Source organism: Rothia sp. L_38 (genome assembly GCF_050689125.1).
Lineage (GTDB): Bacteria > Actinomycetota > Actinomycetes > Actinomycetales > Micrococcaceae > Rothia.
The window spans coordinates 103,879-121,349 of the sequence record NZ_JBOEQD010000006.1; the positions used below are offsets into that span (position 1 = coordinate 103,879).

Here is a 17,471-nt window from a genome sequence, read left to right on the forward strand (position 1 = left end):
GTGCACACCGGCTATGACCGTAGATGTGAAAGAACTCCTAGCAAAGGTACCTACCGGCCTGCTCATCGGCGGCCAGTGGCGAGACGCCTCAAACGGCGAAACCTTCGACGTAGAAAACCCCGCCACCGGTGAAGTCATCGCCACCCTGGCCTCCGCCACCGAAGAAGACGCCCTCGCCGCCCTCGACGCAGCCTGCCAGGCAGAAAAAGAAGCAGGTGAGCACGGCTGGGCCGCCACACCCCCGCGTGAACGCGCAGAAATCCTGCGCCGCGCCTTCGAACTCGTCACCGAACGGGCCGAAGAGTTCGCCACCCTCATGACCTTAGAGATGGGCAAGCCCTACGCCGAAGCCCTCGGTGAGGTCAAGTACGGCGCTGAGTTCCTGCGCTGGTTCGCCGAAGAAACCCCCCGCCACTACGGCCGCTCCCTCGACATGCCCGAGGGCACCCTGCGCATGATCACCCGCCGCAAGCCCGTCGGCCCCTGCCTGCTGATTACCCCCTGGAACTTCCCCCTGGCCATGGGTACCCGCAAGGTCGCCCCCGCCATCGCAGCAGGCTGCACCATGGTGCTCAAGCCCGCCCGCCTGACCCCGCTCACCAGCCAGTACTTCGCCCAGACCATGCTCGACGCTGGCCTGCCCGCCGGCGTCCTCAATGTCGTCTCCTCCAAGTCGGCAGCAGCTATCTCCGAGCCCATCATGAGCGATTCTCGCCTGCGCAAGGTCTCCTTTACCGGCTCCACCCCCGTCGGCAAGGACCTGCTCAAAAAGGCTGCCGATAACGTGCTGCGCACCTCCATGGAACTCGGCGGCAACGCCCCCTTCCTGGTCTTCGAGGACGCCGACCTCGACCAGGCTGTCGCCGGAGCCATGGCCGCCAAAATGCGCAACATCGGCGAAGCCTGCACCGCCGCCAACCGCTTCATCGTGCACGAATCCCTAGCCGAAGAGTTCTCCCGGAAGTTCGCCGAAAAAATGGGCGAACTTAAGGTCGGCAACGGCCTGGACGAAGGCGTTACCTGCGGCCCCCTCGTCGAAAAGAAAGCCCAGGACTCCATGGTTGCCCTCGTCGAGGACGCCGTCGCCAAGGGTGCCCGCGTACTCACCGGCGGCGAAAAGGGCGAGGGTGCAGGCTACTTCTTCAAGCCCACCGTGCTCGTTGACGTACCCCTCGACGCCCGCGTCGCCCGCGAAGAAATCTTCGGCCCTATCGCCCCCATCTTCACCTTCAAGGATGAATACGAGGCCTACGAACTAGCCAACGACACCGAATACGGCCTGGCCTCCTACGTCTACACCGAATCCATCAACCGCCTCTACCGCGCCAGCGACCATCTAGAGTTCGGCATCATGGGCTTCAACGCTGGTGTGGTATCCAACGCGGCTGCCCCCTTCGGTGGTGTCAAGCAGTCCGGCATGGGCCGCGAAGGCGCAGCCGAAGGCATCGACGAGTACTCCTCCATCCAGTACATCGGCATCCGCGACCCCTACGCCAACTAAAACCCCAAACCCCGCGGACGCCCGCCCCGGCACCGTCACCCCAGCACGGGCGTCCGCACCCCTCACCTTTTTGTAGTTACAAGAAAATCCATCACTAAGGAACCTCCACCATGGCTGAGATTGCCTACCGCCTACCCCAGCAGATCACCCTCACCGGCACCGTCCCCGGCCCCAAATCCACCGAACTAGCTGCCCGCCGCGCCGCCAACGTGCCCGCCGGTGTAGCCTCCACCCTGCCCGTCTACGCAGCGGACGCCGACGGCGGCGTCATCGTCGACGTCGACGGCAACTCCTTCGCCGACCTGGGCTCCGGCATCGCCGTCACCTCCGTCGGCGCCTCCGCCCCCAAAGTCGTAGATGCCGTGCGCGAAGCCGCCACCCACTTCACCCACACCTGCTTCATGGTCACCCCCTACGAGGGCTACGTAGCCGTCGCCGAAAAGCTCAACCAGCTCACTCCCGGCGACTTCGACAAGCGCACCGTGCTCTTCAACTCCGGCGCCGAAGCCGTAGAAAATGCCGTCAAAATCGCCCGCGCAGCCACCGGCCGCAACGCCGTCGTCGTCTTTGACCACGCCTACCACGGCCGCACCAACCTCACCATGGCCCTCACCGCCAAGGCCGCCCCCTACAAGAAGGGCTTCGGCCCCTTCGCCCCCGAGGTCTACCGCGCCCCCATGAGCTACCCCTACCGCGACGGTGACCTGGGCGGCAAGGAAGCAGCCGCCCGCGTCATCGACATGATCGAAAAGCAGATCGGCTCCGAATACGTCGCCGCAATCCTCATCGAACCCATCCAAGGCGAAGGCGGCTTCATCGTCCCCGCCGAAGGCTTCCTGCCCGAGCTCGTCACCTGGGCCCGCGAAAAGGGTATCGTCTTCATCGCGGACGAAGTCCAGGCAGGCTTCTGCCGCACCGGCAGCTGGTTCGCCTCCGACCACGAAGGCATCGAACCCGACCTCATCACCACCGCCAAGGGCATCGCCGGCGGCATGCCCCTCTCCGCCGTCACCGGCCGCGCCGAACTCTTCGACAAGGTCCAGCCCGGCGGCCTCGGCGGCACCTACGGCGGCAACCCCGTCGCCTGCGCCGCAGCCCTAGCCACCATCGAAACCATGGAAGAGTGGGACCTCAACGCCCGCGCCGCCCGTATCGAAGAGATCGCCCGCGAAAAGCTCGGCCCCCTGGTTGAAGAACTCGACATCATCGGCGAAATCCGCGGCCGCGGCGCCATGTTCGCCGTCGAATTCGTAGCAGACTCCGACTCCAAGGAACCCCACGCCACCGCCGCCAAAGACATCGCAGCAGCCTGTGCCGAACGCGGCGTCCTGATTCTCACCTGCGGGACCTACGGCAACGTCGTGCGCCTGCTGCCCCCGCTGACCATCAGCGAAGAACTCCTGGGCCAGGCCCTGGATATCTTCATCGAGGGCATCCGCTCAGTTACTGCCTAGCTCTTTGCTGGTTGTAGGCGTTCATCGCTAGGCGGTGAGCGCCTTTTTGTTTGGATTAGTGCCAGTGAGATTCATGTTTTAAGGTGTCTTGGAACTAGAATTTAGTTGGGTGACGCTAAACTATACAAGCAAGTGTCTAATTCGTGTATTTAACTATTTTTTGAGGTAGGTATATATTAAATGGTTAATAAAAAAGTTCAGTCTGTTGAGCCAAATGTTGCCGATAAGGTTAATGGTTGGCTAAAAGATTATGCAGTTGATTATAAATTGGAACAACAGCGGTTTGAAAACAGTGAGCTTGACGAAGCGCTCAGTGAATATGAATCCAAGGGTGGAGGTAAGGGAGGGAATCGACCTGACGTAAAAATTTTAAAAAATAATAGATGGCCGATCCTTATCGAGTATAAAGGATATAAAGGAAAACTTGAAAAACTGGATCCTTCTGGAAAAATTGAAAACCTAACACCAAAAAACGAGCCTCATTATAAGAATATTAAAGATTATGCTGTGAACGGCGCTGTCCACTATGCTAACGCAATCCTGCATTACACAACCTATGAAGACGTCATAGCAATTGGTGTCACTGGCTATAAAGATTCCAGTGGAGAGCTGCAGCTTGAAATTGGTGTCTACTTAGTTTCGAAGAAGAACCTGGGCGCTGGCCAAGAAATTGATAAATACTCAGACCTTTCATTTCTAGCTGATGAAAACTTTGATGATTTCATTCAGAAGGTAAAAGAACTGCAGCTTAGCCAGGATGAAATTGACCGCATCAAACAGGCGCGCGAAAATGAAATCGAAACTAGTCTGGTTCGCCTGAATAATGATATCTATCAAAATGAAAAAGGTATTTCTGAGAATGATAGGGTTTATCTGGTTGCAGCTTCTATTATTGCTACCCTTGGTGTTCCTGGAAAAGTTGAGCCCCTTGAGAAGTCAGACCTGAAATCTTCATCAGAAAAGCGCTATAGGGACGGCGATATCATCCTAGGTAAGATTAAAAATTTTCTCGATGCTAAAGATATCCCTGAAAGTAAGCGCGACCTTATTTCTCGGACCCTTGAAAATACTCTGACATCTGAGAAAATTAATGCTGTTCATAATGGAGAAACTCAGCTTAAGAGAATCTTCTCAAAAATATACGATGATCTTGGTATTTATTACAAGATTGGTCTTAGCACTGATTTTACTGGCAAGCTCTTTAATGAGATGTATAGTTGGCTGGGTTTCACCCAAGATAAACTTAATGATGTTGTGCTTACCCCATCTTATGTTGCAACCCTTCTCTCAAGACTAGCTAGGGTTGATAAAGATAGTTATGTTTGGGACTTTGCAACGGGGTCTGCTGGTCTACTAGTGGCTGCCATGAATGAGATGATTGATGATGCACATAAGAAAATCAAATCTCCTGCTGAGTTGCATCAAAAGATCGCGCACATCAAAGCAGAACAGCTTTTAGGCCTAGAAATTCTCGATAACATCTACATGCTGGCTGTCCTTAACATGATTATGATGGGTGACGGCAGCTCAAAGCTACTTAACCAGGATTCGCTTTCCTTTGAAGGTAAATACGGAGACAGTGGAGATACCTTCGCTGCGACAGCTTTTGTGCTCAACCCTCCATATTCGGCAGAGGGGAATGGCATGATTTTTGTGAAGAACGCTTTGAACCTTATGCAGAAGGGTTATGCTGCAGTGATTGTTCAAAGTTCGGCTGGTTCTGGCAAAGCTAAGAATATCAACACAGCGATTCTTGAAAAGCACTCTCTTTTAGCAAGCATTAAAATGCCAATTGATCTCTTCTTGGGTAAGTCGAGCGTGCAGACCCATATTTATGTATTTAAAGTGGGTGAAGCCCATCAGGCAGAAGATACTGTGCGCTTTATTAATTTTTCGGATGATGGCTATACACGGGCCAACCGCCGTAAATCCCGTAGCAACGTGAACCTTCGCGATACTAATAATGCCAAGGGGCGCTACCAAGAAGTTGTTGACCTAGTGCGTTATGGTAGAAAGAAGCTTAAACTTCTATCAACTCAGGATTTCTACGAGGGAACAATTGATCCCTTGAGCGGGGCGGATTGGAACCAGCTAGTTCCTGCTGACGTTAGACCTAATCTCACGGATTTTAAAAAGACAGTCGGTGATTACCTCGCTTGGGAAGTCGGTAATATACTAAGTAAAAATAATACTCGTGAAGAAAAATTTGATGAAGTGGATAAATTACTTAAGAAAAAGCTTCATTCTGTTGAGTGGAAGGAATTTTTTGTAAGGGACTTATTCAGTATTGAAACTTCGAAAAAGCGTATAAATGCTAATACTGTTAAAGTTAATGAATCTGAGGGCCACCCTTATATCGTTAGGACTTCTTTGAATAATGGCAGGAAAGGCTTTATTGAATACGATGAGGATTTCTTAAATCCCGGTAATACAATATCATTTGGTCAGGATACTGCAACAATATTTTACCAAAAAGACCCTTATTTTACTGGCGATAAAATCAAAATACTTATTCCTAAGTTTAACGAATTTGGTGCTGAAAATGCCCAGTTCTTTATTGCTGCACTTAATCGTTCATTCCAGCTTTTTGAGTGGGGTAGCTCAAGATTTAGTGTTGAGACTTTAGAGAATCAAAAGGTATTTTTGCCCTGCAGGGATTCAGAAATTGACTTTGACTTTATGGTAGAATATATTGCAGAGCTCGAGGCTGAAAAAATTGCAGAGCTCGAGGCTTATGTTATTGCTGCTGGTCTAAATTAGATTTTTGCTATGCGATTCTACAAAATATTAGCTGTCAAAATCTTGGCTGATAAATAGTGTGGGGCGCCGGTTCTGCTCAGTTCCAGGAACAGCGGATTTATGTTTCTGCTCCTGTTTGGGCACCGGCGTCCTAGTATTTTCAAGACCTCTCAATATCACGACAAAACCTTAAAACCCAGTAAACTTAGATGGTGATTGAACGTGTGACGGCTGCATCCTTTCCGTCATCACCTAACAAGGGAACTAAACCCATGAGCTACCGACTTGAAGACCCCACCACCGGTGAGGTGCTCGAAACCTTCGACACCCTCACCGACGAGCAGGCTACCGCGGCAGTAGACCGCGCCCACGCCGCCTACCTGACCTGGCGCACCACCAGCGTTGAAGAACGCGCCGCCATCGTGAATCGGATTGCTGAACTCTTTGAAGAACGCAAGCAGGAACTAGCCGAAATCATCTCTCAGGAAATGGGTAAGCCCATCTCAGAGGGCATTGAAGAAGCTGAGTTCTCCTCCGCTATCTTCGCCCACTACGCCGGGATTGCTGCAGACCACCTCAAGGACGAGCCCATCCCCTCCTCCGCTGAGAACTCCGAGGCCTACATCCAGCGCAAGCCCCTGGGCGCCCTGCTGGGTATCATGCCCTGGAACTTCCCCTACTACCAGGTTGCCCGCTTCGCCGCCCCCAACCTCATGCTGGGCAACACTATTGTGCTCAAGCACGCCGAAATCTGCCCCAAGTCCGCGCTCGCCATTGCCGAGATCATGAAGGACGCCGGGGTCCCCGAGGGTGCCTACGAGGCAGTTTTCGCTAGCCACGACCAGATTGAGGCCATGATCGGCCACCGCCACATCCAGGGGGTCTCCCTGACCGGCTCCGAACGCGCCGGTGCCATTGTGGCAGGTATCGCCGGGCGCAACCTCAAGAAGGCTGTGCTGGAACTGGGCGGCTCTGACCCCTACATCGTGCTCGATACCGACAACGTCGCTGAAGCTGCTGCCACCGCCTGGGGTTTCCGTATGTACAACACCGGCCAGGCCTGTAACTCCAACAAGCGCATGATCGTCATGGCTGATATTTACGACGAGTTTGTAGCTGAGTTGGTCAAGCTGGCCGAAGCCATGAAGCCGGGCAAGCCCGCCGAAGCAGGCGAAACCACCTACATGGCCCTCTCCTCCCGCTCGGCAGCCGAAGGCCTCAAGAAGCAGCTTGACGAGGCCGTTGCCGCCGGTGCCACCCTGCGCGTCGGTGGGCAGCTGCTGGACGATAAGAGCGCCTACCTCTCCCCGGCCGTCCTCACCGATGTGCCCGTCGGCTCCGAGGTCTACTACCAGGAGCTCTTCGGCCCCGTCGCCACCGTCTACCGGGTCGAGAGCGACGAGGAAGCCATCGAGCTGGCTAACAACACCCAGTACGGCCTGGGTGGCGCCGTCTTCTCCCAGGACGAGGCCCGCGCCCGCCGCCTGGCCCAGCAGATTGATGCCGGCATGGTCAACGTCAACACCCCCGCCGGCGAAGGCGCCGAAATCCCCTTCGGTGGTGTCAAGAATTCCGGCTACGGCCGCGAACTCGGCCCCTACGGCATGGACGAATTCGTCAACAAGCGCCTCTACTTCGTACAAAAGTAGCGCCGTACAATAAACATACGTTGCAAGGACGCAGCCGCCCGCCACCCTGCCCCCGGCAGAGTAGGCGGGCGGCGGCGTCCTTAAAAATTCCCAGCGCACCCAGCGCGCACCCCTAGGAAAACACATGACACAACCCCACTCACCCTACGACGACGCGGTCTCGCCCGAGACCTCCGTCGGCATGCGAGTCAACCAGCACACCGCCCCACCCATCGCCGGGGACGCCACCGTGCGCAAACTCCGCCCCCGCCACGTCACCATGATTACCCTCGGCGGCATTATCGGTGCCTCCCTCTTCGTGGGCTCCGGTAACGTGATTCGCTCCGTCGGCCCCGCCGCCCTCATCTCCTACCTCATCGGCGGCCTGCTGGTCTTCCTCGCCATGCGCATGCTGGGCGAAATGGCTGCTGCCCGGCCCGCCATCGGCTCCTTCATGGAATACGCCCGCGTAGGCCTGGGCAACTGGGCCGCCTACCTGGTCGGCTGGCTCTACTGGTACTTCTGGGTCGGCGTGCTCGCCTATGAGGCGGTACTCGGCGGTGAAACCATCGCGGGCTGGTTCCCCGGCGTGCCCGCCTGGGCCGCCTCCCTCGTCCTTCTCGCCATCTTTGTGGGCACCAACCTCATCTCTGTGCGCACCTTCGGTGAAGTCGAATTCTGGCTGGCCTCCATCAAGGTAATTGCCATCGTGGTCTTCTTGGCCGCCGGCCTGCTCTTCGCCCTTGGCCTGTGGCCCGACTCCACCAACACCGTCAACTACCTGTGGAGCCACGGCGGCTTCGCCCCCAACGGTTACGGCATCGCGCTCACCGGCGTCGCCCTGGTCATCTTCTCCTACTTCGGTACCGAAATTGCCGTCATGGCAGCGGCCGAATCGGAAGACCCTGCCAAGGGTATCCGCCAGGCATCCTCGACTGTTATCTGGCGCATCCTGCTCTTCTTCGTCGGCGCTATCGCCGTGATTTGTATGGTGATTCCCTGGGACGAACTACCCGAACCCACCAACGTGTCGGTCGCTCCTTTCACCCTGGTTTTCGAGCGCCTGGGCGTGCCCGGGGCCTCGGTCATTATGCAGCTGGTTATCTTCACCGCCGTTATCTCGGTGCTGAACTCCGGCCTGTACTCTGCCTCCCGCATGGCAGCAGCCCTCTCCCAGCAGGGCTTCGGCCCCGACCTGCTCGCTAAGAAGTCCCGCCGCGGCGTGCCCGTCTACGCCCTACTGGCATCCACCGTCGGCGGCGTCATTGCCTCCATCGTGAACTTTGCCGCCCCCAACTCGGGTATCTTCGAGTTCATCATGAACTCAGCGGGCCTGGTCGCCCTCTTCGTCTACGTCTTTATCGCCCTGACCCAGTGGAACATGCGCCGCAAGATGACCCCCGAAGAAGTTGCCGGGCTCAAGCTCAAGATGTGGCTCTTCCCCTGGCTCAACATCGTGCTCATCGTGGGTATTCTCTTCGTGCTGATCGTGATGCTGGGCAGCGAGTCGGGCCGCACCCAGGTCTACACCTCGCTCATTGTCACCGTAGCCATGCTGGCCCTGTGGCCCCTGGCCCGTAAGAAGGTGGCGGCGAAGAGCTAGGCCGCCTTTGCAAGGTATTCCCAACCCCACGCCCTGTCACGAAACTGCGCGGACGCCCGCCGCAGCTCGTGGCAGGGTGTGGGGTTGGGGGTTTTTAGGAATTGGCGCGGGTGAGCGCGGCGGCGACGTCGGCCAGCAGGGCGGGCACGTCGTCCTTATCCATCATGACCTCCAGGAAAACCAGCTTGTCGCGCGTGGCCTGGGTCAGGGCGGTTGCCTCCAACAGCTCGGCGGCGGTGGTCACGCGCAGCATGAGCACATCGTCCTCGGTTGCCCCCAGGGCCGCCGGGACCAGCTGCCAGTTGTAGCGGCGGATGTCGTTGTAGGGCTGGGTGGCCCCGTGAATGGCACGCTCTACCGTATAGCCGTCATTGTTAATGAGCACCACCACCGGGTTAATTTTCTGCTCCAGCATGGTGCCGATTTCCTGGAAGGTCAGCTGGGCTGAGCCGTCGCCAATGAGCAGGACGCCGCGTGCGCCCCGGTCGGCAATGGCGGCCCCCAGCATGGCAGGCAGGGTATAGCCAATGGAACCCCACAGGGGCTGGCCGATGAACATGGAGTTCTCAGGGAAGCGGCGGGAGGCCATGCCGAAGAAAGAGGTGCCCTGGTCGGCCACCACAATGTTGCCCGGTGACAGTTCGCGGGAGAGCAGGGACCAGAGGACGTCCTGGGTCAGCGGGGCGGTCATGTCAATGTCTTCGTGGGTTTCTTCATCCCAGGGCAGCAGCTCCTTGGGGGTTGCGCCGACCTCGCGGGCGACCTCCCGCACAATATCCAGGGCGGTATCGAGTGTGAGCGGGGCGTAGGTCTTCCTGCCAATCTTGGCGGTCTGGGCACCCAAGAAGACCGTGTTTTCGGGGAGGTTCTGGGAGAAACCTGCGGTGGTGGTGTCGGTGAAGGTCACGCCTGCACAAATTAGGGCTTCTGCCTGCTCCACGGCGTCCTTGGTGCGGGCAGACGACACCACCCCGGCGTAAATACCAGCAAAAGCCGGCTTGGACTCGTCCACCAGGGTCTTGCCCCACATCAGGGTGGCGTAGGGCAGGCCGGTTGCCGCCAGCATCTCGGTCAGGTTAGCCTGCGCACCCATGCGGTGAACCAAAAGGTCAGCAAGCACCGTGGTCTGCTTGCCCGCCAGCACTTCAGCCAGGTCAGCGCGGAAGGCTTCAACAGCACCGGGGGACGAGAGGGCCTTGGGCACCTCCAGCGGGCCGCTCGGCGGGGCCACCTCAACCCGGGCAACGTCGGTTGCCAGCAGAATGTAGCCGGGGCGCTTCTGAATCATCATCTCGCGCAGCACGCGGTCAATTTCGGCGGTAGCGGTGGCGTGCTCAAGGTTAGCAACCGCGCAGGACACCTCAGAGGCCATACGAATAAAGTGGGTGAAATCGCCATCACCCAGGGTGTGGTGCATGGTCAGGTGGGCGGCCTGGGCGTCCTTCGACGGAGCACCCACGATATGCAGGACGGGCACGTGCTCGGCGTAGGAGCCGGCCGTTGCGTTAATAGCTGAAAGCTCACCCACACCGTAGGTGGTCACCAGGGCGCCGATACCGCCTACGCGGGCGTAGCCGTCCGCCGCGTACCCGGCGTTGAGCTCATTCGCGTTGCCTACCCAGGTCAGCTGCTCGTGCGCAATCACATGGTCGAGGAACTGCAGGTTAAAGTCACCGGGCACACCGAAAATATCGGTGGCGCCCAGGGAAACAAGGCGGTCAAGCAGGTAGTCGCTGACGGTGTAGGTCATGGGTGGTGTCCTTATAAATCTAAGAAGAGGAGCAAGGGGTCTTTTGCATGAGATACCTGCGGGGTGTTGCCGGTATCACTTCTATAAGAATGTTAGCGGTGAATGGCTCTATGCCCTTATGTTTTGGGCGGCAAGAGTGCTAGGTTGAAGGTTTTTTACAAAAGCTCCCAGTATTGCTTTCGTGCCTTCATGGAGTGAATGACAAGTTCATTCCCGCTATCAAAGATAAGAACAACAAGCTCAAGAAGTCTGCCGTTAGTGTCGAACCCCAGGCGCAACTCCCTCCAGGGGTTCTCTTCGTCTAGGGCCTCTGAGAAGACGTACGTTTGGGTAGCTGCCAGGGTATCTTCTGTTGGTATTCCATGTTTGAGAGCGGAGTGGTGAACTGAAATCATGCATCAACCCAGGCCTGGACAGCGGCGCGGATAGCTTCTGAACGGTTAAGATGCTCAACCTCAGCTTTATGTAAGAGGGCTGCAAGGAGTTCCTCCTCCATGCGGACGGGAATGACCGATGCAGGAGCGCTCCCAAGGCTTGGGCGGCCACGTTTCTTAAATTTTTCTACTGCGTAGCCTGCTTTAGCTTCGTCAGCCCAGGCTTGAATCTGCTCTTCTGTTACCGGGGTGCCGTTGATAGTTTCCATAGCAATATCGTAATACGAAAATGTGCGCGAGAGTATAGTGGGTTTTATGACACAGCCAGACATTCTCGGTGCCCCCTACACTGCCGAAACCATCGACCTAGGCCACGACGCAGAAGGCCCCATCGTTGCCACCCTCGTCCACCGACCCGCAGATACTGGCGGGGCGGACGCAGCTCCCCACCTCCCGGCGTCCGCGCAGGGGCAAGACTGGGCGGCACAGCCCGCCGTGCTCTACCTGCACGGCTTTGTGGACTACTTCTTCCAGAAGGACCTCGGCGACTGGTGGGCAGCCCGCGGCCACGACTTCTACGCCCTTGACCTGCGCAAATACGGGCGCTCCCTGCTGCCGGGGCAGACCCCCTTCTACACCGAAAACCTCGACGACTACTTCGAAGACCTCACCGCCGCCTGGCAGCTCATCACCGGCCGCGACCGGCACCAGCAGGTTATTCTCATGGCCCACTCCACCGGCGGCCTTATCGCCTCCCTCTGGGCCAGCCGAACCGCCCCGCCCGAGCTGGCTGCCGTCGTCCTCAACTCACCCTGGCTCGACCACTTCAACAACCCGCTTGAGCGCGCCCTCATGACCGGGTCGGTGGCGGCGCTCGCGCGCTTCAAACCGCGCGCCATCGTGCAGAAGGAGCAGGAGGACGCCTACGCCCGCTCCCTGCACGCTGAGCACGCAGGCACCTGGCAGTTCAACACCGACTGGAAGACCCTCAACTTCCCACCCGTCTACGCGGGCTGGCTGGCGGCTGTGCGCCGGGCCCACCGGCAGCTACAGCGCGGCCTCGATATCCAGGCCCCTGTGCTCCTGCTAACCTCGGCCCGCTCCGGCAAACTCACAAACCCCACCGACCGCCACGACTTCGACGCCGTGCTCAACGTGCAGGGAATCCGCCGCTGGGGTCTGGGGCTGGGTAGGGACGTCACCAGCCGCGTCATCGACGGCGGAACCCATGACCTCGTCCTCTCGCCCGACCCCGCCCGCACCGCCACCTACCGGGCTATCGGCGAGTTCATCGACCGCCTCTAGGTAGCCCAGCCTGGCCTCACCTGGCGGTTAAGCGGGGGAGCAGGCAAGCTCACTCTAGACTTGCTGGAAGAAAGCTGGGGGACTCTCTACGCTTAGACCTATGACGAACCAACCGAACGAAGCAGCCCCCGCAGCTGCAGCCCCTCACTCCCACACCGGTGAAGCCCACGACATGGGCGGTGCCTACCATGAAAAACTTAACCGCCTGCGTGCAGCCGTTCTGGGTGCTAACGACGGCATTGTCTCAGTAGCCGCCACCGTAGTGGGTGTTGCCGGTGCTACCGCTAGCACCTCAGCTATCGGTGTGGCTGCTGCCGCCGCTGTGGTTGGTGGCGCGATTTCAATGGCTCTGGGCGAGTACGTGTCGGTCTCGTCCCAGGTAGATAGCCAGGAAGCCCTGATTGCCAAGGAAAAGGCTGAGCTGCGCGACATGCCTGAGTACGAGCTCAACGAGCTGACCGAGACCCTTGAAGAGCACGGCATTTCACCCGAAACTGCCCGCAAGGCGGCTATCGAGATGACCGAGAAGAACGCCCTCAAGACCCACCTGCACTTTGAGCTGGGTATCGACGATGAGGACATCCCCTCACCCTGGTCTGCTGCCTTCGCTTCGGCCGGTTCCTTCCTGGTGGGTGCCCTGCTCCCGACCCTGCTGATTCTGCTCTTCCCCGAGTCGATTCGTATTCCGGTGACCTTCGCCGGCGTGCTCGTTGCCCTGGCAATCACCGGTACCCTGGGCGCTAAGTGGGGCGGCTCCCCGCACTACGGCAAGGCCGCTGTGCGCGTGGTAGTCGGCGGTGCCCTGGCCCTGGCCGTCACCTTCGGCGTGGGCTCCCTGCTGGGTGCAACCGGCGTGGTCTAAAACTTCGAGATCGGCCCCTGATTCTTTGAACCGGGGCGGACGCCACCAGGCGGGTCTGCATGAGCAGACCCGCCTGTGTGCTTCCCGGGGGCTTGATAAAAGTTAGGCTGCCGTGCCGGGGTGCAGGCTGACGACCTCCCAGCTGAAGGCGGGGGCGTCGTCCTTACCGCAGGACGCCGGGCGCGGCGGCAGCTCAGTGCGGCGGGCAGTTGCCACCCAGGAGCGGCCGTCGCGGTGGGTGACGCGGGCGGTGTGCAGATCAGGTTCAGTGGCGGTCACTTCATCGGGGGTCAGGTCACCGGGGCCGGGGTGCTCGCCGGCATCGGCTAGGAGGGTGCGGATGGCCACCTCGGCTACTTGCTCGATGGGGGAGTGGGAGGAGCGGCCGCGCAGACCCTCCAGGGCTACCTGCCCTTTTTGGGCCTCCTGGGCCAGGGTGAGGGCCTGCTCGAAGTTCAGTCGCCCGTAGGTGTAGCCGGTGGGCAGGCTGATAGCGACCGGGGCGAAACGGTGCCCGCCGGTGTGGGAGCACTCCCAGACGCTGCCGTCCGCGAGTTGTTCGGATACAAAGGACGCAATGGGTCGGCCCCGTACCGCGCAGCAGCGGTCGCGCTTAGAGTGAGTGCAGACAAGGGTGAGTGTTTCACGTGAAACAACCGCACCGGGTATATTTCCGGGGGTTTCGAGGGGGAGGGAGAGTAAATCCTCCGCGCCTGTTACCTCAAACGAGTAGAGCCGGGCGGGTGAAAAATCCCTACCCCCGGTAACCGCAAGGAAGGCGCGGCGGCGGGCGCCGGCGTCCTTAACCTTCTGCCCCTCACGCCCGGACTGTCGAATCAGCAGCAGGCGGGCACCCACCTGCGCCATCTTTTCTTTAAGAGCGGCTGAGAGGTCTGCCCCAAAGACAGTTCCATCGAGAATATCGCGGCCCCAGCCGCCGGGGTGCTCCAGCAGAACCCAGAGTGTCTCGCGGGCAGCGGTACCCGGCAGGTTCTCATCAGTCATCAGGGAGCAGGAATCGGCAGGAATAGCGGGTGTGGTAGGGCTAGTCATGGGCATAAGTGTACGCCAGCGCGGGCTTTAAGGGGCATCGAGCGTGCGTCATATCGCCGAGAGTGCGCACGGCTGCTGCACGCTCAGCGATATGACGCACGCTCGCGCGGGATCGGGGCTGCCGGAAAAGTATTGCTTACTTTATAGAATATATATTCGTACAATATTCGAAACTTTATACTATATTTAAGGTATGAAAGCCGTTATCGTAGGCCAGCTACAACCCGGGGCGCCCTGGCCTCTTCCCACCAGCCCCATCAGAGTCCCTGCGGGTTTCCCGTCGCCTGCCCAGGATTATTCAGCCACCCATATCGACCTCAACGAGGTGCTCATCGCTGACCGTAATTCCACCTATATTTTGAGAGTAAGCGGCTCCTCGATGATTGACGCGGGGATTGCAGACGGTGACGAAATTATCGTCGACCGTTCCCGTCGACCGGTTGAGGGGTCGGTTGTGGTGGCTGCTATCGACGGTGAATTTACCGTCAAGCGTTTCCACATTGATCGCCACGGCGCTGGGTGGCTTTTGCCCGAAAACCCCGCCTACCCTCCCATCCCTATCCCTGCCGAATCGGAGTTTATGATTTTTGGGGTGGTCACCCGCTGTCTTCACAGGGTGTAGATATGACCAAGCAACAGGTTGTGCACGTTGATATTAACTCCTGCTATGTTTCCTGCGAGCGTATCTTTGACCCCTCGCTCATAGGGCGCCCGGTGGTGGTGCTTTCAAACAATGACGGCTGTGTGGTCGCCCTTTCTGCAGAAGCGAAGGCTTTGGGGTATACCATGGGCATGCCCTGGTTTCAGATAGAGCACAGGGCTCGCGCGCAGGGGGTTATTGCCCGATCTTCCAACTACGAGCTTTACGGCGAAATTTCTGCCCGGGTGATGCGGGTACTCGCTTCACAGGCGGCCGAATTTGAGCAGTACTCCATCGACGAGGCTTTCCTGACTGTGCCGATTGAGCCCGCTGCTGCCCGTACCTATGCCCGAAGCATCAAAGACCAACTGCTACGCGGCGTGGGGGTGCCAGTCTGCGTGGGGGTTGCCCCTACAAAAACCCTCGCCAAACTCGCCAATAAAACCGCCAAAAAGATTCCCGCCTTGGCGGGGGTGTGCGTGTGGGGTTGTTTGCCTAATGAACGTAAGGATGCCCTGCTGGCGGCTTTGCCGGTATCTGAGGTGTGGGGAGTGGGGCGGCGAACTACGCAGAAACTTACGGCTCTAGGTATTACCTCGATTGCCGATTTGGCGGCAGCGCGACCCGACATGATTCGAAAAAAGTTCTCGGTGGTTCTGATGCGCACAGTTTTGGAATTACAAGAAATTCCGGCGTGCGAGCTGGAAGAGCAGCGCCGCTTTAAAGACCAGCTCATCTACTCGAGGGCCTTCTCCCGACCCGTATCTGACGCAGATTCTTTACGCCAGGTACTCAGTATTTACGCACAGAAAGCTGCTGCTCGGTTGGCCCGCCACGGCCAACTAGCCGGCCTACTCACCGCCTTCTGTGGAACCGCCGTTTTCAGCTCTGGGCAGCAGCATCACCCCGCCCTACAGGTGCGCCTGCCGGGGTATACGTCCGACCCGGTCATCTTGACCCGGGCTGCTCATCAGCTCCTGAAACACGTTGACTTCTCAACTGTCGCCTATGCCAGAGCGGGTGTCATGCTGACGGATTTGCACCCTACCGGTGGGCAGGAACCCCTCTGGGGTATGGAATACCGTCACGAATCCCGAGATATCGCGGGTCTGCTCGCTCAGGTGCAGGAGCGGTGCGGTGAGGGCTCGGTGGGGCTGGGGTATGCGGGCTTAGCTCGTCCGCCGGAATGGCAGATGAAACGCGAGATGCTCTCGCCCAGGGCAACCACCCACTGGGACGAGCTGGTGAAAGTGCGGGTGGGGGAAGGTCTTGAATGGTCTAGTAGGGCTATAGGTTCAATGTAATCCTAAAGTAGAGGCAGGCCTGATATAAAATAATTTCTTCTTTTTAATATGAATAATATGGCTTTGACAAGTGAAAATTATAGAAAAACATTAAATGATAGAAAGACGTTGGTAAAATACTCTTATGAAACCTATTGGTCTTCCCTCCTTCTCCTTTGATTCACCATTCGCAGAACATGTGGTGCGGTTAGAACGTGCTAGGAGCGCGCTAAAGGTGACCCAGGGGAATCTCGATGAGCCTATTTTGTATGAGCTTAGGACTCTTTTTCAGTACCTCACAAGTATGATGTCCGCACGTATAGAGGGTAACCGCACCACCGTTGTTGATGCTCTGAACAAAAAAGTACAGGGGGAAGAAGGAAACGATGGGTTGCAGGAAATTCTTAATCTAGAGAAGGCCAGCCTCTTTATTGATGAGGTAGTAGACCAAGAATTTCATTTCACAGAAGTGTTCGTGAGAGAACTTCACCGGTTGTCTGTGCAGGGTCTGGTGCGTGAAGGTGACTCTGCACCGGGTAGCTACCGCACAACCCCTGTGAGAATCTCACAATCGCGGCATATCCCGCCTGGCCCAGAATCAATATCGGCAGATATGCGTCAGCTACTGGAGTTCATCAACCAAGACCTACCCAGTCAATACCACCTACTCCAAACCGCCATCTCCCATCACCGCTTTGTCTGGATTCATCCATTTACCAATGGGAATGGACGTGTCTCCCGCCTACTCACCTATGCCATGCTGGTTAAACAAAACTTCACGTCTGCAGGTGGTTACAGAGCTTTAAACCCTACTGTGGTGTTTGGGGCTGACCGCTCAGCCTACTACGCTCATCTGGAGCAGGCGGACTCGCTTGAGAACGAAGATCTCATTGCCTGGTGTAGTTACGTTATTCAGGGGCTCGAAAAAGATCTCGAACATATCATGACCCTGAGTAATCACGATTCGGTGGTAAAAACAGTCTATTATCCTGCACTCAAAAGGGCCTATGAAGCATCGTTGCTGACACAGGCTGAGGTAGATATCCTCATGCGTACCGCTCAGTATGGGTGGATAAAGGCCGGTGACCTTGCAGATCTCATTCCTGGATCTGCATCAACGAGAAGTCAGAGGCTGGCAAAGCTTATCGATCGTGGTCTGCTTGCTAAGGAAGAAGGAAAACGGCACTACAGTATCAAAATTATGGGTAATGTGATTACCTTATTTGTTGTGCGCCAACTCGATGCCTTGGGGATGCTACCTTCTATCCTGCGAGACTAG

General features: G+C 57.6%; 14 protein-coding genes. 10 read left to right on the forward strand and 4 right to left on the reverse strand.

Translation table 11 applies throughout. The annotated features are described in order from the left end of the window. The first annotated feature begins 13 nt into the window (after positions 1 to 13). From ACRCJM_RS06180 to ACRCJM_RS06200, 5 genes are all read left to right on the forward strand, one after another. A complete protein-coding gene (locus ACRCJM_RS06180) occupies positions 14 to 1,501 on the forward strand; it encodes an NAD-dependent succinate-semialdehyde dehydrogenase (RefSeq protein ID WP_431464216.1) in 1,488 nt (495 codons plus the stop codon). Positions 1,502 to 1,611: 110 nt separating this feature from the next. Beyond that, the gene (gene gabT / locus ACRCJM_RS06185; RefSeq protein WP_431464217.1) at positions 1,612 to 2,955 is read left to right on the forward strand and encodes a 4-aminobutyrate--2-oxoglutarate transaminase; all 1,344 of its coding nucleotides are present in this window, start codon (positions 1,612 to 1,614) and stop codon (positions 2,953 to 2,955) included. 180 nt (positions 2,956 to 3,135) lie between these two features. Continuing rightward, the gene (locus tag ACRCJM_RS06190) at positions 3,136 to 5,715 is read left to right on the forward strand and encodes a restriction endonuclease subunit S (RefSeq protein WP_431464218.1); all 2,580 of its coding nucleotides are present in this window, start codon (positions 3,136 to 3,138) and stop codon (positions 5,713 to 5,715) included. Between the two features lie 251 nt (positions 5,716 to 5,966). Then, positions 5,967 to 7,343: an NAD-dependent succinate-semialdehyde dehydrogenase gene (locus ACRCJM_RS06195; protein WP_431464219.1), complete on the forward strand. Its 1,377-nt coding sequence runs from the start codon at positions 5,967 to 5,969 to the stop codon at positions 7,341 to 7,343. A 124-nt stretch (positions 7,344 to 7,467) separates the two neighbouring features. Then, complete coding sequence (locus ACRCJM_RS06200) at positions 7,468 to 8,925, forward strand: amino acid permease (RefSeq protein WP_431464220.1); 1,458 nt, start codon at positions 7,468 to 7,470, stop codon at positions 8,923 to 8,925. A gap of 94 nt (positions 8,926 to 9,019) precedes the next feature. On the opposite strand, the gene ACRCJM_RS06205 is transcribed toward ACRCJM_RS06200, so the two are convergent. The 3 genes from ACRCJM_RS06205 to ACRCJM_RS06215 form a co-directional block, all read right to left on the reverse strand. Then, positions 9,020 to 10,675: an alpha-keto acid decarboxylase family protein gene (locus tag ACRCJM_RS06205; protein WP_431464221.1), complete on the reverse strand. Its 1,656-nt coding sequence runs from the start codon at positions 10,673 to 10,675 to the stop codon at positions 9,020 to 9,022. Between the two features lie 155 nt (positions 10,676 to 10,830). After that, entirely contained in the window at positions 10,831 to 11,070 is a 240-nt protein-coding gene (locus ACRCJM_RS06210; protein ID WP_431464222.1) for a toxin, read from the reverse strand. Beyond that, positions 11,067 to 11,318: a ribbon-helix-helix domain-containing protein gene (locus ACRCJM_RS06215; protein WP_431464223.1), complete on the reverse strand. Its 252-nt coding sequence runs from the start codon at positions 11,316 to 11,318 to the stop codon at positions 11,067 to 11,069. Before ACRCJM_RS06215 ends, ACRCJM_RS06210 begins: the two co-directional genes overlap by 4 nt. 46 nt (positions 11,319 to 11,364) lie before the next feature. On the opposite strand from ACRCJM_RS06215, the gene ACRCJM_RS06220 reads away from it, so the two are divergent. Continuing rightward, positions 11,365 to 12,354: an alpha/beta hydrolase gene (locus tag ACRCJM_RS06220; RefSeq protein WP_431464224.1), complete on the forward strand. Its 990-nt coding sequence runs from the start codon at positions 11,365 to 11,367 to the stop codon at positions 12,352 to 12,354. 100 nt (positions 12,355 to 12,454) lie between these two features. Continuing rightward, entirely contained in the window at positions 12,455 to 13,216 is a 762-nt protein-coding gene (locus ACRCJM_RS06225; protein WP_431464225.1) for a VIT1/CCC1 transporter family protein, read from the forward strand. 102 nt (positions 13,217 to 13,318) lie between these two features. On the opposite strand, the gene ACRCJM_RS06230 is transcribed toward ACRCJM_RS06225, so the two are convergent. After that, positions 13,319 to 14,269 (reverse strand): sucrase ferredoxin, encoded by a 951-nt coding sequence (locus ACRCJM_RS06230; protein WP_431464226.1) that lies wholly within the window; start codon positions 14,267 to 14,269, stop codon positions 13,319 to 13,321. Positions 14,270 to 14,462: 193 nt separating this feature from the next. Between ACRCJM_RS06230 and ACRCJM_RS06235 the strand changes: the two genes are divergently transcribed. From ACRCJM_RS06235 to ACRCJM_RS06245, 3 genes are all read left to right on the forward strand, one after another. Then, positions 14,463 to 14,891, forward strand: coding sequence for a LexA family protein (locus tag ACRCJM_RS06235; RefSeq protein WP_237196083.1), 429 nt, complete (start codon positions 14,463 to 14,465; stop codon positions 14,889 to 14,891). 2 nt (positions 14,892 to 14,893) lie between these two features. Further along, the gene (locus ACRCJM_RS06240) at positions 14,894 to 16,213 is read left to right on the forward strand and encodes a Y-family DNA polymerase (protein ID WP_431464227.1); all 1,320 of its coding nucleotides are present in this window, start codon (positions 14,894 to 14,896) and stop codon (positions 16,211 to 16,213) included. Positions 16,214 to 16,337: 124 nt separating this feature from the next. Continuing rightward, positions 16,338 to 17,471: a Fic family protein gene (locus ACRCJM_RS06245; protein WP_431464228.1), complete on the forward strand. Its 1,134-nt coding sequence runs from the start codon at positions 16,338 to 16,340 to the stop codon at positions 17,469 to 17,471.

Excerpts from the sequence above, each read along its gene's own strand:
- ACRCJM_RS06230 (WP_431464226.1), bottom strand. The coding sequence starts at position 14,269 with ATGACTAGCCCTACCACACCCGCTATTCCTGCCGATTCCTGCTCCCTG.
- ACRCJM_RS06210 (WP_431464222.1), bottom strand. The coding sequence starts at position 11,070 with ATGATTTCAGTTCACCACTCCGCTCTCAAACATGGAATACCAACAGAA.
- ACRCJM_RS06215 (WP_431464223.1), bottom strand. The coding sequence starts at position 11,318 with ATGGAAACTATCAACGGCACCCCGGTAACAGAAGAGCAGATTCAAGCC.
- ACRCJM_RS06180 (WP_431464216.1), top strand. The coding sequence starts at position 14 with ATGACCGTAGATGTGAAAGAACTCCTAGCAAAGGTACCTACCGGCCTG.
- ACRCJM_RS06195 (WP_431464219.1), top strand. The coding sequence starts at position 5,967 with ATGAGCTACCGACTTGAAGACCCCACCACCGGTGAGGTGCTCGAAACC.
- ACRCJM_RS06225 (WP_431464225.1), top strand. The coding sequence starts at position 12,455 with ATGACGAACCAACCGAACGAAGCAGCCCCCGCAGCTGCAGCCCCTCAC.
- ACRCJM_RS06245 (WP_431464228.1), top strand. The coding sequence starts at position 16,338 with ATGAAACCTATTGGTCTTCCCTCCTTCTCCTTTGATTCACCATTCGCA.
- ACRCJM_RS06240 (WP_431464227.1), top strand. The coding sequence starts at position 14,894 with ATGACCAAGCAACAGGTTGTGCACGTTGATATTAACTCCTGCTATGTT.
- ACRCJM_RS06235 (WP_237196083.1), top strand. The coding sequence starts at position 14,463 with ATGAAAGCCGTTATCGTAGGCCAGCTACAACCCGGGGCGCCCTGGCCT.
- ACRCJM_RS06190 (WP_431464218.1), top strand. The coding sequence starts at position 3,136 with ATGGTTAATAAAAAAGTTCAGTCTGTTGAGCCAAATGTTGCCGATAAG.
- ACRCJM_RS06200 (WP_431464220.1), top strand. The coding sequence starts at position 7,468 with ATGACACAACCCCACTCACCCTACGACGACGCGGTCTCGCCCGAGACC.
- ACRCJM_RS06220 (WP_431464224.1), top strand. The coding sequence starts at position 11,365 with ATGACACAGCCAGACATTCTCGGTGCCCCCTACACTGCCGAAACCATC.
- gabT (WP_431464217.1), top strand. The coding sequence starts at position 1,612 with ATGGCTGAGATTGCCTACCGCCTACCCCAGCAGATCACCCTCACCGGC.
- ACRCJM_RS06205 (WP_431464221.1), bottom strand. The coding sequence starts at position 10,675 with ATGACCTACACCGTCAGCGACTACCTGCTTGACCGCCTTGTTTCCCTG.